The sequence below is a fragment of the Streptomyces sp. NPDC048270 genome, assembly GCF_040652335.1.
Classification (GTDB): domain Bacteria; phylum Actinomycetota; class Actinomycetes; order Streptomycetales; family Streptomycetaceae; genus Streptomyces.
Genome location: NZ_JBEZLV010000049.1, coordinates 16,935 through 36,316 on the forward strand (window position 1 = coordinate 16,935; position 19,382 = coordinate 36,316).

General features: G+C 70.3%; 17 protein-coding genes and 1 riboswitch. Of the genes, 13 read left to right on the forward strand and 4 right to left on the reverse strand.

The features are described 5' to 3' along the window. Nucleotides 1-233 precede the first annotated feature (233 nt). A complete protein-coding gene (gene erpA / locus AB0D66_RS29915) occupies nucleotides 234-590 on the forward strand; it encodes an iron-sulfur cluster insertion protein ErpA (RefSeq protein WP_030010511.1) in 357 nt (118 codons plus the stop codon). Nucleotides 591-685: 95 nt separating this feature from the next. Here erpA and AB0D66_RS29920 read toward each other — a convergent pair whose 3' ends face one another. After that, entirely contained in the window at nucleotides 686-2,140 is a 1,455-nt protein-coding gene (locus AB0D66_RS29920) for a hypothetical protein (protein WP_362310209.1), read from the reverse strand. A 73-nt stretch (nucleotides 2,141-2,213) separates the two neighbouring features. Beyond that, the gene (locus AB0D66_RS29925) at nucleotides 2,214-2,462 is read right to left on the reverse strand and encodes a hypothetical protein (RefSeq protein ID WP_362310211.1); all 249 of its coding nucleotides are present in this window, start codon (nucleotides 2,460-2,462) and stop codon (nucleotides 2,214-2,216) included. Nucleotides 2,463-2,597: 135 nt separating this feature from the next. On the opposite strand from AB0D66_RS29925, the gene AB0D66_RS29930 reads away from it, so the two are divergent. Beyond that, nucleotides 2,598-3,572 (forward strand): carbohydrate kinase family protein, encoded by a 975-nt coding sequence (locus tag AB0D66_RS29930; RefSeq protein ID WP_362310214.1) that lies wholly within the window; start codon nucleotides 2,598-2,600, stop codon nucleotides 3,570-3,572. A gap of 422 nt (nucleotides 3,573-3,994) precedes the next feature. Here the strand turns inward: AB0D66_RS29930 and AB0D66_RS29935 are convergent, their stop codons facing one another. Continuing rightward, the gene (locus tag AB0D66_RS29935; protein ID WP_362310216.1) at nucleotides 3,995-5,395 is read right to left on the reverse strand and encodes an aminotransferase class V-fold PLP-dependent enzyme; all 1,401 of its coding nucleotides are present in this window, start codon (nucleotides 5,393-5,395) and stop codon (nucleotides 3,995-3,997) included. 283 nt (nucleotides 5,396-5,678) lie between these two features. On the opposite strand from AB0D66_RS29935, the gene coxB reads away from it, so the two are divergent. From coxB to AB0D66_RS29955, 4 genes are all read left to right on the forward strand, one after another. Further along, entirely contained in the window at nucleotides 5,679-6,653 is a 975-nt protein-coding gene (gene coxB, locus AB0D66_RS29940; RefSeq protein WP_362310219.1) for a cytochrome c oxidase subunit II, read from the forward strand. Continuing rightward, on the forward strand, nucleotides 6,650-8,380 hold the full coding sequence (gene ctaD, locus AB0D66_RS29945; protein ID WP_362310221.1) for a cytochrome c oxidase subunit I: 1,731 nt from the start codon (nucleotides 6,650-6,652) through the stop codon (nucleotides 8,378-8,380). Before coxB ends, ctaD begins: the two co-directional genes overlap by 4 nt. Beyond that, the gene (locus AB0D66_RS29950; protein WP_362310224.1) at nucleotides 8,377-8,775 is read left to right on the forward strand and encodes a cytochrome c oxidase subunit 4; all 399 of its coding nucleotides are present in this window, start codon (nucleotides 8,377-8,379) and stop codon (nucleotides 8,773-8,775) included. The genes ctaD and AB0D66_RS29950 overlap by 4 nt, the downstream gene beginning before the upstream one ends. A 117-nt stretch (nucleotides 8,776-8,892) precedes the next feature. After that, nucleotides 8,893-10,137, forward strand: coding sequence for an Ig-like domain-containing protein (locus AB0D66_RS29955; protein ID WP_362310227.1), 1,245 nt, complete (start codon nucleotides 8,893-8,895; stop codon nucleotides 10,135-10,137). 50 nt (nucleotides 10,138-10,187) lie between these two features. On the opposite strand, the gene AB0D66_RS29960 is transcribed toward AB0D66_RS29955, so the two are convergent. Then, entirely contained in the window at nucleotides 10,188-10,592 is a 405-nt protein-coding gene (locus tag AB0D66_RS29960) for a hypothetical protein (protein ID WP_362310230.1), read from the reverse strand. A 199-nt stretch (nucleotides 10,593-10,791) separates the two neighbouring features. Between AB0D66_RS29960 and AB0D66_RS29965 the strand changes: the two genes are divergently transcribed. The 7 genes from AB0D66_RS29965 to AB0D66_RS29995 all read left to right on the forward strand — a co-directional run bounded on the left by AB0D66_RS29965 (nucleotide 10,792) and on the right by AB0D66_RS29995 (nucleotide 18,665). Then, complete coding sequence (locus AB0D66_RS29965; protein WP_069919977.1) at nucleotides 10,792-11,412, forward strand: heme-copper oxidase subunit III; 621 nt, start codon at nucleotides 10,792-10,794, stop codon at nucleotides 11,410-11,412. A 76-nt stretch (nucleotides 11,413-11,488) separates the two neighbouring features. Further along, nucleotides 11,489-12,298, forward strand: coding sequence for a c-type cytochrome (locus AB0D66_RS29970; protein WP_069919976.1), 810 nt, complete (start codon nucleotides 11,489-11,491; stop codon nucleotides 12,296-12,298). Then, nucleotides 12,295-13,350, forward strand: a complete 1,056-nt coding sequence (locus AB0D66_RS29975) for a Rieske 2Fe-2S domain-containing protein (protein WP_362310235.1) — start codon at nucleotides 12,295-12,297, stop codon at nucleotides 13,348-13,350. Before AB0D66_RS29970 ends, AB0D66_RS29975 begins: the two co-directional genes overlap by 4 nt. Next, nucleotides 13,347-14,978: a ubiquinol-cytochrome c reductase cytochrome b subunit gene (locus AB0D66_RS29980; protein ID WP_362310238.1), complete on the forward strand. Its 1,632-nt coding sequence runs from the start codon at nucleotides 13,347-13,349 to the stop codon at nucleotides 14,976-14,978. The genes AB0D66_RS29975 and AB0D66_RS29980 overlap by 4 nt, the downstream gene beginning before the upstream one ends. Before the next feature lie 165 nt (nucleotides 14,979-15,143). Then, the gene (gene trpD, locus AB0D66_RS29985; protein WP_362310241.1) at nucleotides 15,144-16,208 is read left to right on the forward strand and encodes an anthranilate phosphoribosyltransferase; all 1,065 of its coding nucleotides are present in this window, start codon (nucleotides 15,144-15,146) and stop codon (nucleotides 16,206-16,208) included. A gap of 90 nt (nucleotides 16,209-16,298) precedes the next feature. Then, nucleotides 16,299-16,415: riboswitch (SAM riboswitch) on the forward strand. Between the two features lie 218 nt (nucleotides 16,416-16,633). Next, nucleotides 16,634-18,046, forward strand: coding sequence for an aminotransferase class V-fold PLP-dependent enzyme (locus tag AB0D66_RS29990; RefSeq protein WP_362310244.1), 1,413 nt, complete (start codon nucleotides 16,634-16,636; stop codon nucleotides 18,044-18,046). 13 nt (nucleotides 18,047-18,059) lie between these two features. Further along, the gene (locus tag AB0D66_RS29995; protein WP_362310247.1) at nucleotides 18,060-18,665 is read left to right on the forward strand and encodes a ferredoxin; all 606 of its coding nucleotides are present in this window, start codon (nucleotides 18,060-18,062) and stop codon (nucleotides 18,663-18,665) included. Nucleotides 18,666-19,382 lie beyond the last annotated feature (717 nt).

The window sequence follows — 19,382 nt, forward strand, 5'->3', positions numbered from 1 at the left end:
ATAACCGGTTCACGTCAGTTTGACGATGCCGATAGTGTCAATGTGACGCATCACCCGGTATCGCCCCGTCGTTCTTTGAGGTCCGCCCGACCCGCGATGTGCGAGCATGAATATCTGAAACAAGCGTCGGGTCCCGGAATGAATCCGCGGTCCCGCTCGTTGCCACCGACGGCAAGAGTCCGACGTATCCCCGCCTCCGCGTGGGGAGCCGCCCACTTCGGGAGTGAATGCAGATGTCCGTACAGGACGACAAGACCACTGTGAGCGACGGCATCCTCCTGTCCGACGCCGCCGCCGAGAAGGTCAGGACCCTGCTGGAGCAGGAAGGCCGCGATGACCTGGCGCTGCGCGTCGCCGTCCAGCCCGGTGGCTGCTCCGGCCTGCGCTACCAGCTCTTCTTCGACGAGCGCTCCCTCGACGGCGACGTCGTGAAGGACTTCGACGGTGTGAAGGTCGTCACCGACCGGATGAGCTCCCCGTACCTGCACGGTGCCTCCATCGACTTCGTCGACACCATCGAGAAGCAGGGCTTCACGATCGACAACCCCAACGCCACGGGCTCCTGCGCCTGCGGCGACTCGTTCAGCTAAACCTGGACCTGTACGCACGAGGGCCCGTCTCCGGTCGCGCACGCGACCGGAGACGGGCCCTCGTCGTATCCGCCCCCGCGGTGTCCGGAAACCCGCTACTGCCGGGGGAGCGGCTTGCCCGTGTTGGTGTCGACCACCTTGCGGCCGCCCAGCGGCTTCTCGAGCGTCACCGTGACGGACATCTCCTGAGCGAGCATGATGCAGGCCTGGCCCGGCTGGAGCGGAGTGTCCGTGATCTTCACCAGGACCGAGTCGGCGGCCTCCCGGGCCGACGCGGCATAGCTGCTGCACGGGCTGCCCCAGAAGTTCACGGTCAGCTTCCGGTCCGCCTCCGCGTACGAGAACCCGGGCACGGTCCGGCCGTCATTCGGCGCGGGGGCCGTCCCACCGCCCTCGGCGGCAGCGGCCGGCTCGGCCACCGTGTGGCCCGGGGCGCCGTCCTTGCCCGCCACCTCGAACAGCCAGGCCGGGACCAGACCCCGTGACCCGTCCACCGTCCCGGCCGCCAGGCCCAGCACGGCGCCCTTGACCGTCTCCGTACGCGGCGGCTTCATCGGCCGCGGCTCCGGATCGCACGGCGGGGCGTCCGTGGCCCCCGCGGGGCGGTCCGGCTCCAGCGGGACCGAGGTCGCGCAGCCGCTCGGGCCGGTGCCGCTGCCGTCCGTACCGCCCGACCTCGCGTTCAGCCGGGCCAGCGCCTCCACGGCCCCGACCACCGGCTGCTCGGCCGCCCGCACCGGGGCCGCCAGCTCGCCGCTGCCCGCCGCCACCGAGCCGTCGGCGCCCACGCTCACCTTGGTGGACCAGCCCTGCGTGGGCAGCCCGCCGACCACCGGGTCCGCCGTCACCACCCGAACGGAGCCCTGGGTCAGCCGGGCGTCGAGCTTGGCCGAATCCTGGCCGGCGGCGGCCAGCACCGGGCGGGCCGCCGCCTTGGCCGCCTCCTCGGAGACCGGCTTGCCGGAGCCCGCCTCCGGCGCGGCCCCCGCGTCCCGCGGGAGGGTGGCCGGGCCGCAGGTGTCCTTGCCGCGGACACAGTCGTCGCCGGTGCTCTTCCCCGTCCCCGAGCCCGCCTGGAAGCGGTTGAAGTTCCACGTCCCCGGGGCCGTACGGGTCACCGTGAGCCGGGGCCCGGCGCCGTCGGCGGCCTCACCGGCCAGCCAGACGTCCCCGTTCAGCCGCGGTGTGCCGGGCACGCTCAGGGCCGCCGCGAGCCGGGCCACCGCGTCCGAGGAGACCTCCCCGGACGCGCTGAAGGAGGGCGCGGTGGCCGGGGCCTCCGGAAGCTGCACGTCCGCCCGGTAGACGACACCGCCGCCGGCCGGATCGGGCTCCCCGGGCGCGATCCCGGGCCCCGTCGGGTCGCCCGCGTCACGCGGCGCCGAGGCCGCGCCCCGCTCCGCACCGGGGGCCGCCCCGTCGCCGTGGGCGGTGGACGCCCAGTACGCCGTCCCGCCGCCCGCCAGCAGGACGGCGGCCGCGATCGAGCCGACGGCCCAGGACGGCCGCCGTCGTGTGCCGGGTGATGTGCCGGGTTGTTCGCTGGTCACCGCATCGCTCCTTCACCTGTCCCGTCCTGCCTGATGCGGGTGGGACGGAACAGGGGCGCAACCGGTTCCCGTCCTACTGGTCCCCGTACGCGGCGGTCGACGCGATCAGCCGCGCCGACGCCGGGGGCACGCTGATCCCGTGGATCTGCGAGGGTGCCACGCGCACCGGCCGGGGGCCCGCCTCCGCCGCCCAGTGCGGGGCCATCCGGGCGCAGTCGCCGAGCAGCCGGGCGAAGCCGGGCTGTCGCGGGCCTTCCGCGCCGCGCCTGTCGGCGGTGTACTCGGTGTACTCGGAGTAGCCGTATCCGTCGGTGTAGGTCATGAAGGCACCGTAGGCACCGCGCCGTACGTGAAGAAAGACCTACTACGGGGTAGTTTCGGCCGTTCGGCACCCGGCCGTCGACCGGGTAGTTTTGACTGTCCCCCTTGCCGCCGTCCTCCGCAGGAGCGTCACGCCGTGCGCATCGCAGTCACCGGCTCCATCGCCACCGACCACCTCATGACCTTCCCCGGCCGATTCGCCGACCAGCTGGTCGCGGACCAGCTGCACACGGTCTCCCTCTCCTTCCTCGTCGACAACCTCGACGTCCGGCGGGGCGGTGTCGGCCCGAACATCTGCTTCGGCATGGGGCAGCTCGGCAGCCGCCCGATCCTGGTCGGCGCAGCCGGCTACGACTTCGACGAGTACCGCGCCTGGCTCGACCGGCACGGCGTCGACACCGAGTCCGTCCGCATCTCCGAGGTACTGCACACCGCGCGCTTCGTGTGCACCACGGACTCCGACCACAACCAGATCGGCTCCTTCTACACGGGCGCGATGAGCGAGGCCCGCCTGATCGAGCTGAAGGCCGTCGCCGACCGGGTGGGCGGGCTCGACCTCGTCCTGATCGGCGCGGACGACCCCGAGGCGATGCTGCGCCACACAGAGGAGTGCCGGACGCGGGGGATCCCCTTCGCCGCCGACTTCTCGCAGCAGATCGCCCGGATGGACGGCGACAACATCCGCACCCTGATGGAGGGCGCGACGTACCTCTTCTCGAACGAGTACGAGAAGGGCCTCATCGAGTCCAAGTCGGGCTGGTCCGACGCGGAGATCCTGGCGAAGGTCGGCACCCGCGTGACCACGCTGGGCTCCAACGGCGTCAAGATCGAGCGGGTGGGCGAGGAGCCGATCGTCGTCGGCTGCCCGGAGGAGACCGCGAAGGTCGACCCGACGGGCGTCGGCGACGCGTTCCGCGCCGGGTTCCTCACGGGGCTGGGCTGGGGCGTCGGCCTGGAGCGCGCCGCGCAGGTCGGCTGCATGCTGGCCACGCTGGTGATCGAGACCCTGGGCACGCAGGAGTACACCCTGGCCCGCGCCCACTTCATGGAGCGCTTCACCAAGGCCTACGGCGACGAGGCCGCCACCGAGGTCAAGGCCCACCTGGCCTGACCGCAGCACGGCCCCGCCCCCTCCGAAGCCCTGCGCTCGGGGCCGGCGGGCCCACGCCTCCCGCCGCGCGGCCCCGCCTCTCCGAAGCCATGCGCTCCGGGCCGGCGGGCCCACGCCTCCCGCTGCGCGGGCCCGCCCCCTCCGAAGCCCTGCGCTTCGGGCGGCCGGGCCCGTCGCCGGGGCTCCGCCCGGACCCGTGCCTCAAACGCCGGCGAGGCTGAATTCGGGCCGGCGTCAGCCGGACCACGCGGCGCCCGACGGGCGGCAGCGGCCATATCCAGCCCCGCCGGCGTTTGAGGCGCGGGTCCGGGCGGAGCCCGGTGCCCGGCGGAGCCGGGGTCGGGACACGGGGGGCGCGCCCCATCCGGCCCGCCGGGGTTGCGGCACGGGAGCCGGGGGCGGAGCCCCAGGAGGCGGGGCGGTCAGGTCAGGCGGCGCACCGTGTAGGCGGTGCCGACCTCGCGCTCGGCTTCGCCGAGATACGCGTGGCCCCGCATGCCGCACCACGCCGGGATGTCCAGCCGGGCCACCTCGTCGTCGGAGACGACCGTGACCGTGCCCCCCACCGGCACCCGCCCGATCGCCGCGGCCAGCTCGATCACCGGCTGCGGGCACCGCAGCCCGAGCGCGTCCAGCTCCAGGGACTCCGGTGCCTGGCCGCCCTCCGGGGCCTCCCCGGCCGCCGCGACCGGCTCGGTCACACCCAGCCGCTCCCGTACCCCGGACACCGCGCCCGGCAGCACCTCCAGGAACCCGTTGACCTCCTCCGCCGTGGTCCCCGGCGGCAGGGAGACCCGTACGTTGCCCTCCGACAGCACGCCCATCGCCCGCAGCACGTGACTGGGGGTCAGTGTGGAGCTCGTGCACGAGGAGCCCGACGAGACCGAGTACCCGGCCCGGTCCAGCTCGTGCAGCAGGATCTCGCCGTCCACGTACAGGCAGGAGAACGTGACCAGGTGGGGCAGCCGGAGGTCCGGATGGCCGACCACCTCCACGTCCGGGACCAGCCGGACCACCCGCCGCCGGATCCGGTCCACCAGGATCCGCAGCCGGGCCGCCTCCGCGTCCGCCTCGGCCCGCACGGCCCGCAAGGACGCCGCCGCCGCCACGATCGCGGGAAGGTTCGCGAAGCCGGGGGAGCGGCCCGACTCCCTTTCGTCCGAGGGGTGTTGGGGGGAGAACCGGACCCCCTTGCGCACGGCCAGCAGCCCCACCCCCGGCGGCCCGCCCCACTTGTGCGCACTCCCGGCCAGCACGGACCAGGCGCCCTCCACCGGCCCCCACGGCAGCGACTGCGCCGCGTCCACCAGCAGCGGGACCCCCGCCTCCGCGCAGGCCACGGCCACCTCCGCCACCGGCTGGACCGTGCCCACCTCGTGGTTGGCGGACTGGAGGCAGGCCAGCGCGGTCGACGGGCCCAGGGCCCCCGCGTAACCGGCGGCCGTCACCGCGCCGTACCGGTCCACCGGGACCTCGGTGACCCGGCCCCCGGCGCTCTCGTGAGCCTGCGCCGCGTGGAGTACAGAACTGTGTTCGACCGCCGACACCACCAGCCCGCTCCCGGCGCGCCGGCGCCCCGCGAGGACCCCCGCGACCCCCGTGTGAACCGCGTGCGTCCCCGAAGGAGTGAACACCAGCTCGTCGGCCCGGCAGCCCACCGCGTCCGCGGCCGCCTCCCGCGCCGCGTCCAGCAGCAGCCGTGCCCGCCTGCCCTCCCGGTACAGGCGGGCGGGATCGGCCCAGCCCTCGTCCAGGGAGGCCTGCAGCGCCTGCCGGGCCACGGGGTGCAGCGGGGCGGCGGACGCGGTGTCGAAGTACGGCATACGGGCACGCTAACCGGCGACCGGGAGCGCCCGAGGTCAGGGGCCGTCATATGTCTTCCGGAGGCCGCCATTCAGGGCCACTCGCAGCATCCCCCGGACGGCGGATCCATCCCTTCGGGGGCAGTAGCGGCGCGTTGGGCACCCTCCCCGCGCGACCCCAAATAGCGTCCAGTAGGGTTTGGTCCGCATAAACATCCAAACCCCTGCCTGCGTCAGGGCCGGCGACCGACCCGAACACGGCCGCGGCCGGCCGCGCGGGCCGAGACTCTCGGGAAGGCGCTACGTGAGTCCCTACGGCTCCGACCGCTCGCCGCGGCGCCCGATGCGGCGGAAGCTGCTGCAGGCGCTGACTGCGGGCGCGGTCCTGGCGACCGCCACTGGTTGCTCGCTTAACTGGCAAGACTTTCCCCGCCTCGGAATGCCGACTCCGGTCACCGAGGAGGCGCCGCGCATCCTCTCCCTGTGGCAGGGATCCTGGGCGGCCGCGCTGATCACGGGCATCCTGGTGTGGGGCCTGATCATGTGGAGCGTCATCTTCCACCGGCGTAGCCGGACGAAGGTTGAGGTCCCCCCGCAGACCCGGTACAACATGCCCATCGAGGCGCTGTACACCGTGGTCCCGCTCATCATCGTCTCGGTGCTCTTCTACTTCACCGCGCGTGACGAGTCGAAGCTGCTCTCCCTCTCCGCCAAGCCGGCGCACACGATCAACGTGGTCGGCTTCCAGTGGAGCTGGGGCTTCAACTACATCGAGAACGTCGACGGCGACGCGGCCACCCCGAAGGCGGGCGAGGTTCCGAAGGAACTCGCCTCCATCCCGGACCGCTTCGCCAAGGACTTCCCCCAGGGCGCCGAAGGCGTCTACCAGAAGGGCGTCCCCGGCGACCGCAACGCGGACACGAACAACCCCGGGCCGACGCTGTACCTGCCCAAGGGTGAGAAGGTCCGCTTCATCCTGTCGTCGAACGACGTCATCCACTCCTTCTGGGTGGTCCCCTTCCTGTTCAAGCAGGACGTCATCCCGGGCCACACCAACGTCTTCGAGGTCACCCCGACCCAAGAAGGCACCTTCATGGGCAAGTGCGCCGAGCTCTGCGGCGTCGACCACTCCCGGATGCTCTTCAACGTCAAGGTGGTCTCGCCCGAGGAGTACCGGGCGCACCTGAAGGAGCTGGCGGAGAAGGGTCAGACCGGCTTCCTGCCGGCCGGCATCAAGCAGACCGACCCGGCCCGGAATGCGGAGACGAACAAACTGTGAGCATCCTCAACGAATCCCAGGGTGCCGCCGCAGCTGACTCGTACGAGAACGAGCTGCCGGTACGGCGCAAGCAGCCGGGCAACGTGGTCGTCAAGTGGCTCACCACCACCGACCACAAGACCATCGGCACGATGTACCTGGTCACGTCGTTCGTGTTCTTCATCATCGGCGGCGTCATGGCGCTGTTCATGCGCGCCGAGCTGGCCCGTCCGGGCACGCAGATCATGTCGAACGAGCAGTTCAACCAGGCGTTCACGATGCACGGCACGATCATGCTGCTGATGTTCGCGACGCCGCTGTTCGCCGGATTCGCGAACTGGATCATGCCGCTGCAGATCGGCGCGCCCGACGTGGCGTTCCCGCGGCTGAACATGTTCGCGTACTGGCTGTACCTCTTCGGCTCGACCATCGCGGTGGCCGGTTTCGCCACGCCGAACGGCGCGGCCGACTTCGGTTGGTTCGCCTACTCCCCGCTGTCGGACGCCGTCCGCTCGCCGGGCATCGGCGCCGACATGTGGATCATGGGTCTGGCCTTCTCCGGCTTCGGCACGATCCTCGGCTCGGTCAACTTCATCACCACGATCATCTGCATGCGCGCTCCCGGCATGACGATGTTCCGCATGCCGATCTTCACCTGGAACGTTCTGCTGACCGGTGTCCTGGTCCTGCTCGCCTTCCCGGTGCTGGCCGCCGCGCTCTTCGCGCTGGAGGCGGACCGCAAGTTCGGCGCGCACGTCTTCGACTCGGCCAACGGCGGCGCCTTGCTGTGGCAGCACCTCTTCTGGTTCTTCGGACACCCAGAGGTGTACATCATCGCCCTGCCGTTCTTCGGAATCATTTCCGAAGTGATCCCGGTCTTCTCCCGCAAGCCGATGTTCGGTTACATCGGCCTGATCGGCGCGACGATCGCGATCGCCGGCCTCTCGGTGACGGTGTGGGCCCACCACATGTACGTCACCGGCGGTGTGCTGCTGCCGTTCTTCTCCTTCATGACCTTCCTGATCGCGGTACCGACCGGTGTGAAGTTCTTCAACTGGATCGGCACCATGTGGAAGGGCTCGCTGTCCTTCGAGACACCGATGCTCTGGGCCGTCGGCTTCCTGATCACCTTCACCTTCGGTGGTCTGACCGGCGTCATCCTGGCCTCGCCCCCGATGGACTTCCACGTCTCCGACTCGTACTTCGTCGTCGCGCACTTCCACTACGTGATCTTCGGCACCGTGGTCTTCGCGATGTTCTCCGGCTTCCACTTCTGGTGGCCGAAGTTCACGGGCAAGATGCTGGACGAGCGTCTGGGCAAGATCACCTTCTGGACGCTGTTCATCGGCTTCCACGGCACCTTCCTGGTGCAGCACTGGCTGGGCGCCGAGGGCATGCCGCGCCGTTACGCGGACTACCTCGCCGCCGACGGGTTCACCGCGCTGAACACGATCTCGACGATCAGCTCGTTCCTGCTCGGCCTGTCGATGCTGCCCTTCATGTACAACGTCTGGAAGACGGCGAAGTACGGGAAGAAGATCGAGGTCGACGACCCGTGGGGCTACGGGCGTTCGCTCGAATGGGCGACGTCTTGCCCGCCGCCGCGGCACAACTTCCTCACCCTGCCGCGGATCCGTTCCGAGTCCCCGGCGTTCGACCTGCACCACCCGGAGATCGCGGCCCTCGACCACCTCGAGGACCACCCCGGTGCGAAGGTCGTCACCAGCGGCAAGGAGGCCGGCAAGTGAAGATCCAGGGCAAGATGTTCCTCTGGCTCTCCTTCTTCGTTCTGATCATGGCCGTCGTGTACGGCGTGTGGTCGAAGGAGCCCGTAGGCACCACCGCGCTGTTCCTGACCTTCGGTCTGACGGTCATGATCGGCTACTACCTGGCCTTCACGGCCAAGCGCGTCGACGAGATGGCCCAGGACAACCTGGAGGCCGACGTCGCCGACGAGGCCGGCGAGCTGGGGTTCTTCGCCCCGCACAGCTGGCAGCCGCTCTCGCTGGCGATCGGTGGCGCGCTCGCGTTCATGGGCGTCATCTTCGGCTGGTGGCTCATGTACTTCTCGGCCCCGATCATCCTGATCGGCCTGTGGGGCTGGGTGTACGAGTACTACCGCGGTGAGAACCAGAACCAGTAGCGAGACCCGTGACACGCAGTGAACCTGGGGCCCGGACACCTCTTCGGAGGAGTCCGGGCCCCTCGTTTGCAGTCACTCCGCGCGCCCTAATTGTCATATCTTCATAGCGTTGGCTCCATGAAGCACTCACCGCGTCTTTGGACGGTACTCAGCTGCTCCCTGCTGGTCGCGTCCCTCGGGGCCGGCGCCACCGCATGCGGGTCCGGCGACAACCCGCTGTCAGCCCGCCCGTACGACGCGGGCGGGCACGTCGCCTTCAACCAGGCCGCCGGCAGCCGGCCGGTGGACCCCGACAAGCCCCTCGAAGTCACGACGAAGGGGGGTGAGGCACGGATCACCGACGTCACCGTCGTGGACACCCACGGACGCCGCCTGGCGGGCGAACTCTCCGCCAAGGGCGACCGCTGGCACAACACGGTGTCCATGGCCGCGGGTGTCCGCTACACGATCACCGTCAGCACCGAGAACGCCGAGGGCGCTCCAGGGCAGCGCACGCTCACGTTCGAGACCACCCCGGCCAAAGGTGTCCTGAAGGTCGAATTCGGGCCGGAGGAAGGCAAATACGGCGTCGGACAGCCCCTCACGGCCGACCTCAGCGAGCCCGTCAAGGACAAGGCCGCCCGCGGCGTCATCGAAAGGGGCCTCCTCGTCAGCGCCCCCGCCGGCGTCGAGGGCGCCTGGCACTGGGTCGACGACAAGAAGCTCCACTACCGGCCCAAGGAGTACTGGCCCGCCAACACGGAGATCTCCGTACGGAGCAACCTGGAGGGCGTCCGGATCCAGGACCACCTCTACGGAGCCGCGGCCAAGCCGCTGAAGCTGGAGATCGGCGACCGCGTCGAGGTCACCACCGACGCCGCCTCGCACTGGATGACCTTCAAGCGCAACGGAGAAGTGATCAATTCCATTCCGATCACCACCGGCAAGCCCGGCTTCTCCACCCGCAACGGCATCAAGGTGGTGCTCGGCAAGCAGTACTTCGTCCGGATGCGCGGCGACTCCGTCGGCATCGGCGGCAGCGAGTACTACAACCTGCCCGTCTACTACGCCACTCGCGTCACCTGGAGTGGTGAATACGTCCACGCCGCGCCCTGGTCCATCGGCTCGCACGGCTATGCGAACGTCAGCCACGGCTGCACCGGCATGAGCACCGGCAACGCCGCCTGGTTCTACGAGAACATCACCGAGGGCGACCTCGTCGAAGTGATCAACAGCATCGGCGACGACATGGACATCTTCGGCAACGGCTTCGGCGACTGGAACATGGACTGGAAGGACTGGCGCCAGGGCAGCGCCCTGCTCAAGGGCACCCAGGAAGGCCGCAGCCCCGTCGACCAGGCCCGCCTGCGCCCCACCGTCTGACCCCGGCCCGCCGCCGGGCCCACGGAACCCGTGGGCCCGCGGACGCCCTGTCAGGCGGCCGAGGAGGACAGCCGGGACCGCAGCAGGGCCGCCAGCGCGTCCGCGAACTCCACCGGGTCCACCGGAAGGGTCACGGCGGCGTCCGCGCGGCTCCAGGTGGCCAGCCAGGCGTCCTGGGGGCGCCCCATCAGCAACAGCACCGGCGGACACCGGAAGATCTCGTCCTTGATCTGCCGGCACACGCCCATGCCCCCGGCCGGAACCGCCTCGCCGTCCAGCACGCAGACGTCCACGCCGCCCGCGTCCAGCTCCGTCAGGACCGCCGGCAGCGTCGCGCACTCCAGGAACTCCACCGGCGGCAGGTCCGCGGCCGGCCTGCGCCCTGCCGCCAGCCGCACCTGCTCCCGGGTGCCCGCGTCGTCGCTGTAGACCAGAACCCGCGCAGTCGCCCGCATTTCGTTCCTCCACGTGTCACGTGAATCACGTTGATGTTGCGCGGGATGCTACTCCTCCCGATGCGCTGTCGACATCCGTTCGGACACCCTCGCAGGAGACGCTCATTGGCTCATCTGATGGGCCGTTCGGGCCTTGCACACGCCCCGGACACTCCGAACGGCACCCCCCGGGGTGAGGGCGGGATAAGCGACCGACATAATGTCGGTCGTGGCGACAGCAACGACAGTAGATACCGGGCACGCGCACCCGACGGTCAACAGGCCGAACCTCGTCAGCGTCGGAACCATCATCTGGTTGAGTTCCGAGCTGATGTTCTTCGCGGCCCTCTTCGCGATGTACTTCACCCTGCGATCCGTGACAGGCGCCGAGTACTGGACAGAACAGGCGTCGAGCCTGAACCTGCCCTTCTCGGCGACGAACACGACGATCCTGGTGCTCTCCTCGCTCACCTGCCAGCTCGGCGTATTCGCCGCCGAGCGCGGTGACGTGAAGAAGCTCCGGACGTGGTTCATCATCACGTTCGTCATGGGTGCGATCTTCATTGGCGGCCAGGTGTTCGAGTACACCGAGCTGGTCAAGCACGAGGGCATGAGCCTCTCGTCCGGTCCGTACGGCTCGGTCTTCTACCTGACCACCGGGTTCCACGGTCTGCACGTGACGGGCGGTCTCATCGCCTTCCTGCTGGTCCTCGGCCGGACGTACGCGGCCAAGAGGTTCACCCACGAACAGGCCACGTCGGCCATCGTCGTGTCCTACTACTGGCACTTCGTCGATGTCGTCTGGATCGGCCTCTTCGCCACGATCTACCTGATCAAGTAGCGAACACGTCACCGGGCCCGACCCGGCACTCCATCCAGAAACACCGACGCAGAAGATCCTGACACCGGGGTAATCCGTGAAAAAGCTCTCCGCACGACGACGCCATCCGCTGGCGGCGGTCGTCGTTCTACTCCTCGCGCTGGCGGCCACTGGGGGGCTGTACGCCGCCTTCGCCCCCGCGGGCAAGGCGCAGGCCGATGAAACCGCCCAGTCCCTCGCCATCGAGGAGGGCAAGAAGCTCTACGCCGTGGGTTGCGCAAGCTGCCACGGAACCGGCGGTCAGGGTTCCTCTGACGGCCCGAGCCTGGTCGGCGTCGGCTCCGCGGCCGTCGACTTCCAGGTGAGCACGGGCCGCATGCCCGCCCAGCAGCCCGGCGCCCAGGTGCCGAAGAAGCCCAACATCTACTCGCAGGCGCAGATCGACCAGCTGGCGGCGTACATCGCCTCCCTCGGTGCCGGTCCGATCACGCCGACCGAGAAGCAGTACGACCCGGCGGGTGCCGACATCGCCAACGGTGGTGAGCTGTTCCGCAACAACTGCGCGCAGTGCCACAACTTCACCGGCGAGGGCGGCGCACTGACGAACGGCAAGTACGCCCCCAACCTTGAGGACGTCTCGCCGAAGCACATCTACGAGGCCATGCTGACCGGCCCGCAGAACATGCCCTCCTTCCCGGACAGCACCATGCCGGAGAAGCAGAAGAAGGACATCATCGCGTACCTCGAGAACGTCAACGGCGAGAAGTCCACCAGCCCCGGTGGCCTCAAGCTCGGCGGCCTCGGTCCCGTTTCCGAGGGTCTGTTCGGCTGGATCTTCGGTCTGGGTGCGCTGATCGCTGTTGCCGTCTGGGTCGCGGCCCACACCGCTAAGGCCAAGAAGTCATGAGTCAAGACATTCCCGAAGAGAAGCACCTGCCGAGCGAGCAGGGCGACGCGCACCACGGTGCCGTGGCGGTGGCGGACGACCCGTTCGCCGACCCGGGCCTGCCGGTCCACAAGCCGCGCATCCAGGACATCGACGAGCGGGCGGCAAAGCGCTCCGAGCGCACCGTCGCGATGCTGTTCACGCTGTCGATGCTGGCCACGGTGGCCTTCATCGCCTCCTACGTGATCTTCCCGGTCGACAAGATCGTGTACATCTTCCCGATCGGGAAGGTGAGCGCGCTCAACTTCGCGCTGGGCATGACCCTGGGTGCGGCGCTGTTCTGCATCGGCGCGGGCGCGGTCCACTGGGCCCGCACCCTGATGTCCGACGTGGAGGTCGCCGCCGAGCGCCACGAGATCGCCGCTCCGCCGGAGGTCAAGGCGCAGGTCCTGCAGGACTTCCGCGACGGTGCGCAGGAGTCGGGCATCGCCCGCCGCCCGCTGATCCGCAACACGATGCTGGGCGCGCTGGCCATGCTGCCGCTCTCCGCCGTGATGATCATGCGCGACCTGGGCCCGCTGCCCGAGGACAAGCTGCGCAAGACCCTGTGGGCCAAGGGCAAGCTGCTCATCAACGACAACACGAACGAGCCGCTGCGTCCCGAGGACGTGCTGGTCGGTTCGCTGACCTTCGCCAGGCCGGAAGGCCTGGACGAGCACCAGCACGACTTCCAGGTCCAGATCGCCAAGGCCGCCCTGATGATCGTCCGCATCCAGCCGGACGACATCAAGGACAAGCAGGAGCTGGAGTGGTCCCACGACGGGATCGTGGCCTACTCCAAGATCTGCACCCACGTCGGCTGCCCGATCAGCCTGTACGAGCAGCAGACGCACCACGTGCTCTGCCCGTGCCACCAGTCCACTTTCGACCTCTCCGACGGCGCCCGTGTCATCTTCGGCCCGGCCGGTCACGCGCTTCCGCAGCTGCGGATCGGTGTCAATGACGAAGGCTTCCTCGAAGCGCTCGGCGACTTCGAAGAGCCCGTCGGTCCTGCATTCTGGGAGCGCGGATGAGCACTGCGACCACTGACACCAAGGCGCGCAAAGCGCCCGCCGGCGAGCGCGTGGCCGACTGGGCGGACGGCCGCCTGGGCATCTACGGCCTGGCCAAGGCCAACATGCGCAAGATCTTCCCGGACCACTGGTCCTTCATGCTGGGTGAGATCTGCCTCTACAGCTTCATCATCATCATCCTCACGGGTGTGTACCTGACGCTGTTCTTCCACCCGAGCATGAACGAGGTCGTCTACCACGGCTCGTACGTGCCCATGCAGGGCGTCATGATGTCCGAGGCCTTCGCCTCGACCCTGGACATCAGCTTCGACGTCCGCGGCGGCCTGCTGATCCGCCAGATCCACCACTGGGCCGCGCTGATCTTCGTCGCGGCGATGATCGTGCACATGATGCGCGTCTTCTTCACCGGCGCGTTCCGCAAGCCGCGCGAGGTCAACTGGATCTTCGGCTTCCTGCTGCTGTTCCTCGGCATGTTCACCGGTTTCACCGGTTACTCGCTGCCGGACGACCTGCTGTCGGGTACCGGTGTCCGCTTCATGCAGGGCGCCATCCTGTCCGTCCCGGTCGTCGGCACGTACCTGTCGATGTTCCTGTTCGGCGGGGAGTTCCCGGGCGGCGACTTCGTCGCGCGGTTCTACTCGGTGCACATCCTGCTGCTGCCCGGCATCATGATGGGCCTGCTGGTGGCCCACCTGATCCTGGTCTTCTACCACAAGCACACCCAGTTCCCCGGCCCCGGCAAGACGAACAACAACGTCGTCGGCATGCCGCTGCTGCCGGTCTACATGGCCAAGGCCGGAGGCTTCTTCTTCCTGGTCTTCGGTGTCATCTCGGCCATCGCGGCGATCGCCACGATCAACCCGATCTGGGCACTCGGCCCGTACCGCCCGGACCACGTGTCCACCGGTGCGCAGCCCGACTGGTACATGGGTATGCCGGAAGGCCTGATCCGTGCCATGCCCGGCTGGGAGATCAACCTGTGGGGCCACACGCTCGTCCTGGGCGTGTTCATCCCGCTGCTGCTCTTCCCGCTGGTGCTGTGCTCGATCGCCGTCTGGCCGTTCATCGAGTCCTGGGTCACCGGTGACAAGCGCGAGCACCACCTGCTGGACCGCCCGCGCAACGTCCCGACCCGTACGGCCTTCGGTGTCGCCTGGATCGCGGAGTACATCGTCCTGCTGATCGGCGGTGGAAACGACATGTTCGCGCAGTACTTCCACCTCTCGATCAACTCGATCACCTGGTTCGTCCGGATCGGCTTCTTCGTCGTCCCGGTCCTCGCCTTCATCGCCACCAAGCGGATCTGCCTCGGCCTCCAGCGCCGGGACCGGGACAAGGTGCTGCACGGTCGCGAGACCGGCATCATCAAGCGCCTGCCGCACGGTGAGTTCGTCGAGGTCCACGAGCCGCTCTCGCAGGACAAGCTGCACACGCTCACCTCGTACACGCAGTACCAGCCGATCGAGGTCGGCCCGACGGTCGACGAGAACGGCGTCGAGCGCAAGGTGAGGCTCAGCGAGAAGCTGCGCGCGAAGCTCAGCAAGGGCTTCTACGCCGAGAACAACCAGATTCCGAAGCCCACGGTGGAGGAGTACAAGGAGATCCAGAGCGGCCACGGCCACCACTGATCCCGTTTGAGGGACTGGTTCCGGTCAGTCCCGGTGTCGCCACGGCGAGAGCCCCGTCCAGTGTCTGGACGGGGCTCTTCGCCGTCCCCGGGGCTGGATAGGCTGAAGCCCTTCCCATTCGACGTGGGCCCCCGCACCGGCGGGCCACGACAGCAGGAGCGGACCATGAACGTTGCGACCCCGGCAGGCGGCGACAGCGTGGCGGCCCGCGGCTGGCCGGGCGTTCTCGACGCCCTGCTCAGCGGCCGGGACCTGAGTGCCGAGGACACCGCCTGGGCCATGGACCGGATCATGCGCGGGGAGGCCACCGACGCCCAGATCGCCGGCTTCGTGGTCGCGCTGCGGGCCAAGGGGGAGACGGTCGCCGAGATCAACGGCCTGGTCCGGGCCATGTACGCGCACGCCAACCTCATCGAGGTGCCCGGCCGGACGGTGGACATCGTCGGCACCGGCGGCGACGGGGCCAAGACGGTGAACATCTCCACCATGTCGGCGATCGTCGTGGCCGGTACGGGCGCCAAGGTGGTCAAGCACGGCAACCGGGCCGCGTCCTCCGCGAGCGGCTCCTCGGACGTGCTGGAGAAGCTCGGCGTCAACCTGGACCTCACCCCCGCCCGGGTGGCGCAGGTCGTCGAGGAAGCCGGCATCACCTTCTGCTTCGCCGTGAAGTTCCACCCGGCGCTGCGGCACGTCGCCGCGGCCCGCAAGGAGCTGGGCATCCGCACCACCTTCAACTTCCTGGGCCCGCTGACCAACCCCGCACAGGTCCGCGCACAGGCCACGGGCGTCGCGGACCCCCGGGTGGCTCCGATCGTGGCCGGCGTGCTCGCCGAGCGCGGCTCCTCCGCGCTCGTCTTCCGCGGCGACGACGGGCTGGACGAGCTGACCACCACGGCCACCTCGCGGGTGTGGTGGGTCCGCGACGGCAAGGTCTCCGAGCAGCCCTTCGACCCCCGGGACGTCGGGATCCCGCTGGTCGACGTGTCGGCGCTGCGCGGCGCCGACGCCTCGTTCAACGCCGACGTCGCCCGCCGTCTGCTGGCCGGCGAGACCGGCCCGGTCCGCGAGGCGGTCCTGCTGAACTCGGCGGCGGCCCTGGTCGCGCTGGACCCGGGCACGGGCACGCTGGAGGAGCAGATCGCGGCGGGCATCGCCCGGGCGGCGGAGTCGATCGACTCGGGCGCGGCCCGCGCGGCGCTCGAGCGGTGGGTGGCCGCCAGCAACGCCTGAGCCACCGCCGCGCGTTTTCGGCCACGGCCCCGGTCCGCATCGTGGACCGGGGTCTTGCGCGCGGGGGATCTTGTGGCAGGATGCTGACCAGGTCACGAGTGACAGCGTTTAGGCCCCGGCTTGCTGTCCGGCAACCCTCCTTCCGTGGCGGGGTGCCCCGGGTGATGACCAGGCCGTAGGCAGCGAGGTCTACGGCAAGCGCGGATCCCTCGACACCAGGGGTCCTGGTCTCTCGAGGAGCGTTTTCCGTGAGCAAGCGAATGCGATAGGGCGACTCCGCCCCTCTTCCACCCTCGGACCAGGGCTGCTTCCGCGTACCCCCGTCCGGTTCCGAGGACTTCCCGTACCCCTGAGCACGGCGCCGCGCCGTAGCCGCGTACGGGCACACCGAAGCCATTCACCCCTGCCTGCCGGGAGATTCCGCCATGTCCGCATCCCTGAACGCCGCCGTCGCCACCTCCGTCGCCTCCGCCTCCGCCTCCGCTTCCGCCTCCGCCGAGAACCCCGCCTGTGCCGAGCCGCTGGCGGTCCTCGGCCGGGACGTCACCGTCCCGCTCGTCACCGGCGGCGAGGTCACCTACGCGGCCCTCGACTACGCGGCCAGCGCCCCGGCGCTCCAGCGGGTCTGGGACGACGTGGCCGCGTACGCCCCGTACTACGGCAGCGTCCACCGCGGCGCCGGCTACCTCTCGCAGCTCTCCACCGACCTCTTCGAGCAGAGCCGGGCCACGGTCGCTGAGTTCCTCGACTGCCGCCCCGCCGACCAGGTGGTCTTCACCCGGTCCACCACCGACTCCCTCAACCTGCTCGCGGCCGTCCTCCCGGCCGGCTGCCAGGTCTTCGTCTTCGAGACCGAGCACCACGCCTCGCTCCTGCCGTGGACGGACGCGCAGGTCACCTACCTCAACGCGCCCCGCACCCCGGACGAGGCCGTCGCCACGCTGGAGCGGGCGCTCGCCGACCGCGAGCCGTACGGCCCGGCGCTGGTCTGTGTCACCGGCGCGTCCAACGTCACCGGTGAGCTGTGGCCGGTCAAGGAGCTCGCCGCGGCCGCGCACGCCCACGGCGCGCGGATCGTCCTGGACGCCGCCCAGCTCGCCCCGCACCACCCCGTCTCGGTCCGGGACCTGGACGTGGACTGGGTCGCCTTCTCCGGGCACAAGCTGTACGCCCCCTTCGGCTCGGGCGTGCTCGCCGGGCGCGCGGACTGGCTCCAGGAGGCCGAGCCGTACCTCGCGGGCGGCGGCGCCTCCCGCAAGGTCGCCCGGCGGGCGGACGGCGGTGTGGACGTCGAGTGGCACACCACGGCCGCCCGCCACGAGGCCGGCTCCCCGAACGTCATCGGCGTCTACTCCATCGCCTCGGCCTGCCGCGCCCTGCAGGAAGCCGGGTTCGACGCCCTCGTGGCCCGCGAGCGCCACCTCATCGCCAAGGTCCGCGAGGGGCTGGCCGATGTCCCGGCGGTCCGGGTCCTCTCGCTCTTCGGCGACGACGCCCCGCGGGTCGGCGTCATCTCCTTCGTGGTGGACGGCTGGAACAGCTCCCACTTCGCGGCCGCCCTGTCCGCCGAGTACGGCATCGGCGTCCGCGACGGCCTGTTCTGCGCCCACCCGCTGGTCCGCACCCTGCTGGGCAGCGAGCCGCAGGCGCAGGGCGAGTGCGGAGCGCCGGAGGCGGCCCCGGGGGAGCGCTCGCTGAACGCGATCCGCGTCAGCTTCGGCGCCGGCACCCCCGACGAGCACGTGGAGCGCTTCGTCCGCGCGGTGCGGGAGCTCGTCGAGGACGGGGCGAAGTGGCAGTACCGCACCGAGGAAGGCCGCTGCGTCCCGGCCGTGTGACAGGCTGTCGACCATGAGCTACTGGGACCCCCTGCCATCCGTCCGGGCCGCGGAGAGCGGGCCGCTGCCCGCGCCGGACGGCGGCACGTGGCTGCCCTCCCCGGAATTCCGCGGCGAATGGTGGAACAAGCGCCCCGAACGCTGGGCGGAACGCGACTGGCGCAACGTGCCGGGGCCGTTCTACGGGGCGGGGACCGACAGCTGCTGGATGGGCCGGCTGATCGCCCCCGCGCACGTGCTCTACGAGGACGAGTGGGGCGCCGAGTTCGTCTACCGGCAGCCCCGTGACGCGGCGCAGGCGCTGGCGCTGCTGGGCGCGGTCGCGCAGGACCCGATGGTGGGGTACGCCTGCGACGGTGACGACCACTGGACCCCGGAGCTCGTCCGCGACTGGTGGCGGGAGCGGGGCCGGGTCCGGGAGTGGGCCGCGGCGCTGGACCGTACGTGGTCGGTCTCGAGCCGGGCGGAGGAACGGGAGGCGGCCGGCGGGGCCCGTGAGTACGTCGCGTACATCGACGGAGGCCTGGCGGAAGACCTGGGCCACTACCTCTTCTGGCTGTCCGAAGGCCGCCCGGCAACCTCGGACGACCCCCTGCCGTGTCCCCTGCGGGGGGCCTAGCAGGGGGGCGGGGCCGCGCCGACCGCTGACCCCGGACCCCCCCACCCACCCGGGTCGAGCCCGCTCCTACCGGAAAGCCGATCCCCGACCTGCCCGGGTCGGGGGTTGGGCCGGGGCCGCTCCGGAGTGTCTCCTCGGCTCGCGCACCAACCCCCGGCTACGCAAGCACGACCCAGGTCGCGCACTCGTCCTGCGGGGCCCCCTCCTGCACGCCCCACCCCACGCCTGACTCCGGACGGGCAGTCCCGATCCCCTCACCCACCCGTGTCGGGGGGTGGGCCGGGGCCCCTCCGGAGTGTCTCCTCGGCTCGCGCACCAAGCCCCGGCTACGCAAGCACGGCCCAGGTCGCGCGCTCGTCCTGCGGGGACCCTCCTGCACGTCCCCACCCCACGCCTGACTTCGGACGGGCAGTCCCGATCCCCTTGCCTGCCCGGGTCGGGGGGTGGGGCGGCGCCGCTCCGGAGTGTCTCCTCGGCTCGCGCACGAAGCCCCGGCTACGCAAGCACGGCCCAGGTCGCGCGCTCGTCCTGCGGGGACCCTCCTGCACGTCCCCACCCCACGCCTGACTTCGGACGGGCAGTCCCGATCCCCTCGTCTGCCCGGGTCGGGGGGTGGGCCGGGGCCGCTCCGGAGTGTCTCCTCGGCTCGCGCACGAAGCCCCGGCTACGCAGGTGCGGCTCTGGTTGCGCGCTCGTCCTGCGGGGACCCTCCTGCAC

Coding starts and splice junctions, on each gene's coding strand:
- erpA (WP_030010511.1), top strand. CDS start 234: ATGTCCGTACAGGACGACAAGACCACTGTGAGCGACGGCATCCTCCTG.
- AB0D66_RS29925 (WP_362310211.1), bottom strand. CDS start 2,462: ATGACCTACACCGACGGATACGGCTACTCCGAGTACACCGAGTACACC.
- AB0D66_RS29935 (WP_362310216.1), bottom strand. CDS start 5,395: ATGCCGTACTTCGACACCGCGTCCGCCGCCCCGCTGCACCCCGTGGCC.
- AB0D66_RS29955 (WP_362310227.1), top strand. CDS start 8,893: ATGAAGCACTCACCGCGTCTTTGGACGGTACTCAGCTGCTCCCTGCTG.
- AB0D66_RS29960 (WP_362310230.1), bottom strand. CDS start 10,592: ATGCGGGCGACTGCGCGGGTTCTGGTCTACAGCGACGACGCGGGCACC.
- AB0D66_RS29965 (WP_069919977.1), top strand. CDS start 10,792: ATGTCGGTCGTGGCGACAGCAACGACAGTAGATACCGGGCACGCGCAC.
- AB0D66_RS29975 (WP_362310235.1), top strand. CDS start 12,295: ATGAGTCAAGACATTCCCGAAGAGAAGCACCTGCCGAGCGAGCAGGGC.
- AB0D66_RS29980 (WP_362310238.1), top strand. CDS start 13,347: ATGAGCACTGCGACCACTGACACCAAGGCGCGCAAAGCGCCCGCCGGC.
- trpD (WP_362310241.1), top strand. CDS start 15,144: ATGAACGTTGCGACCCCGGCAGGCGGCGACAGCGTGGCGGCCCGCGGC.
- AB0D66_RS29990 (WP_362310244.1), top strand. CDS start 16,634: ATGTCCGCATCCCTGAACGCCGCCGTCGCCACCTCCGTCGCCTCCGCC.
- AB0D66_RS29995 (WP_362310247.1), top strand. CDS start 18,060: ATGAGCTACTGGGACCCCCTGCCATCCGTCCGGGCCGCGGAGAGCGGG.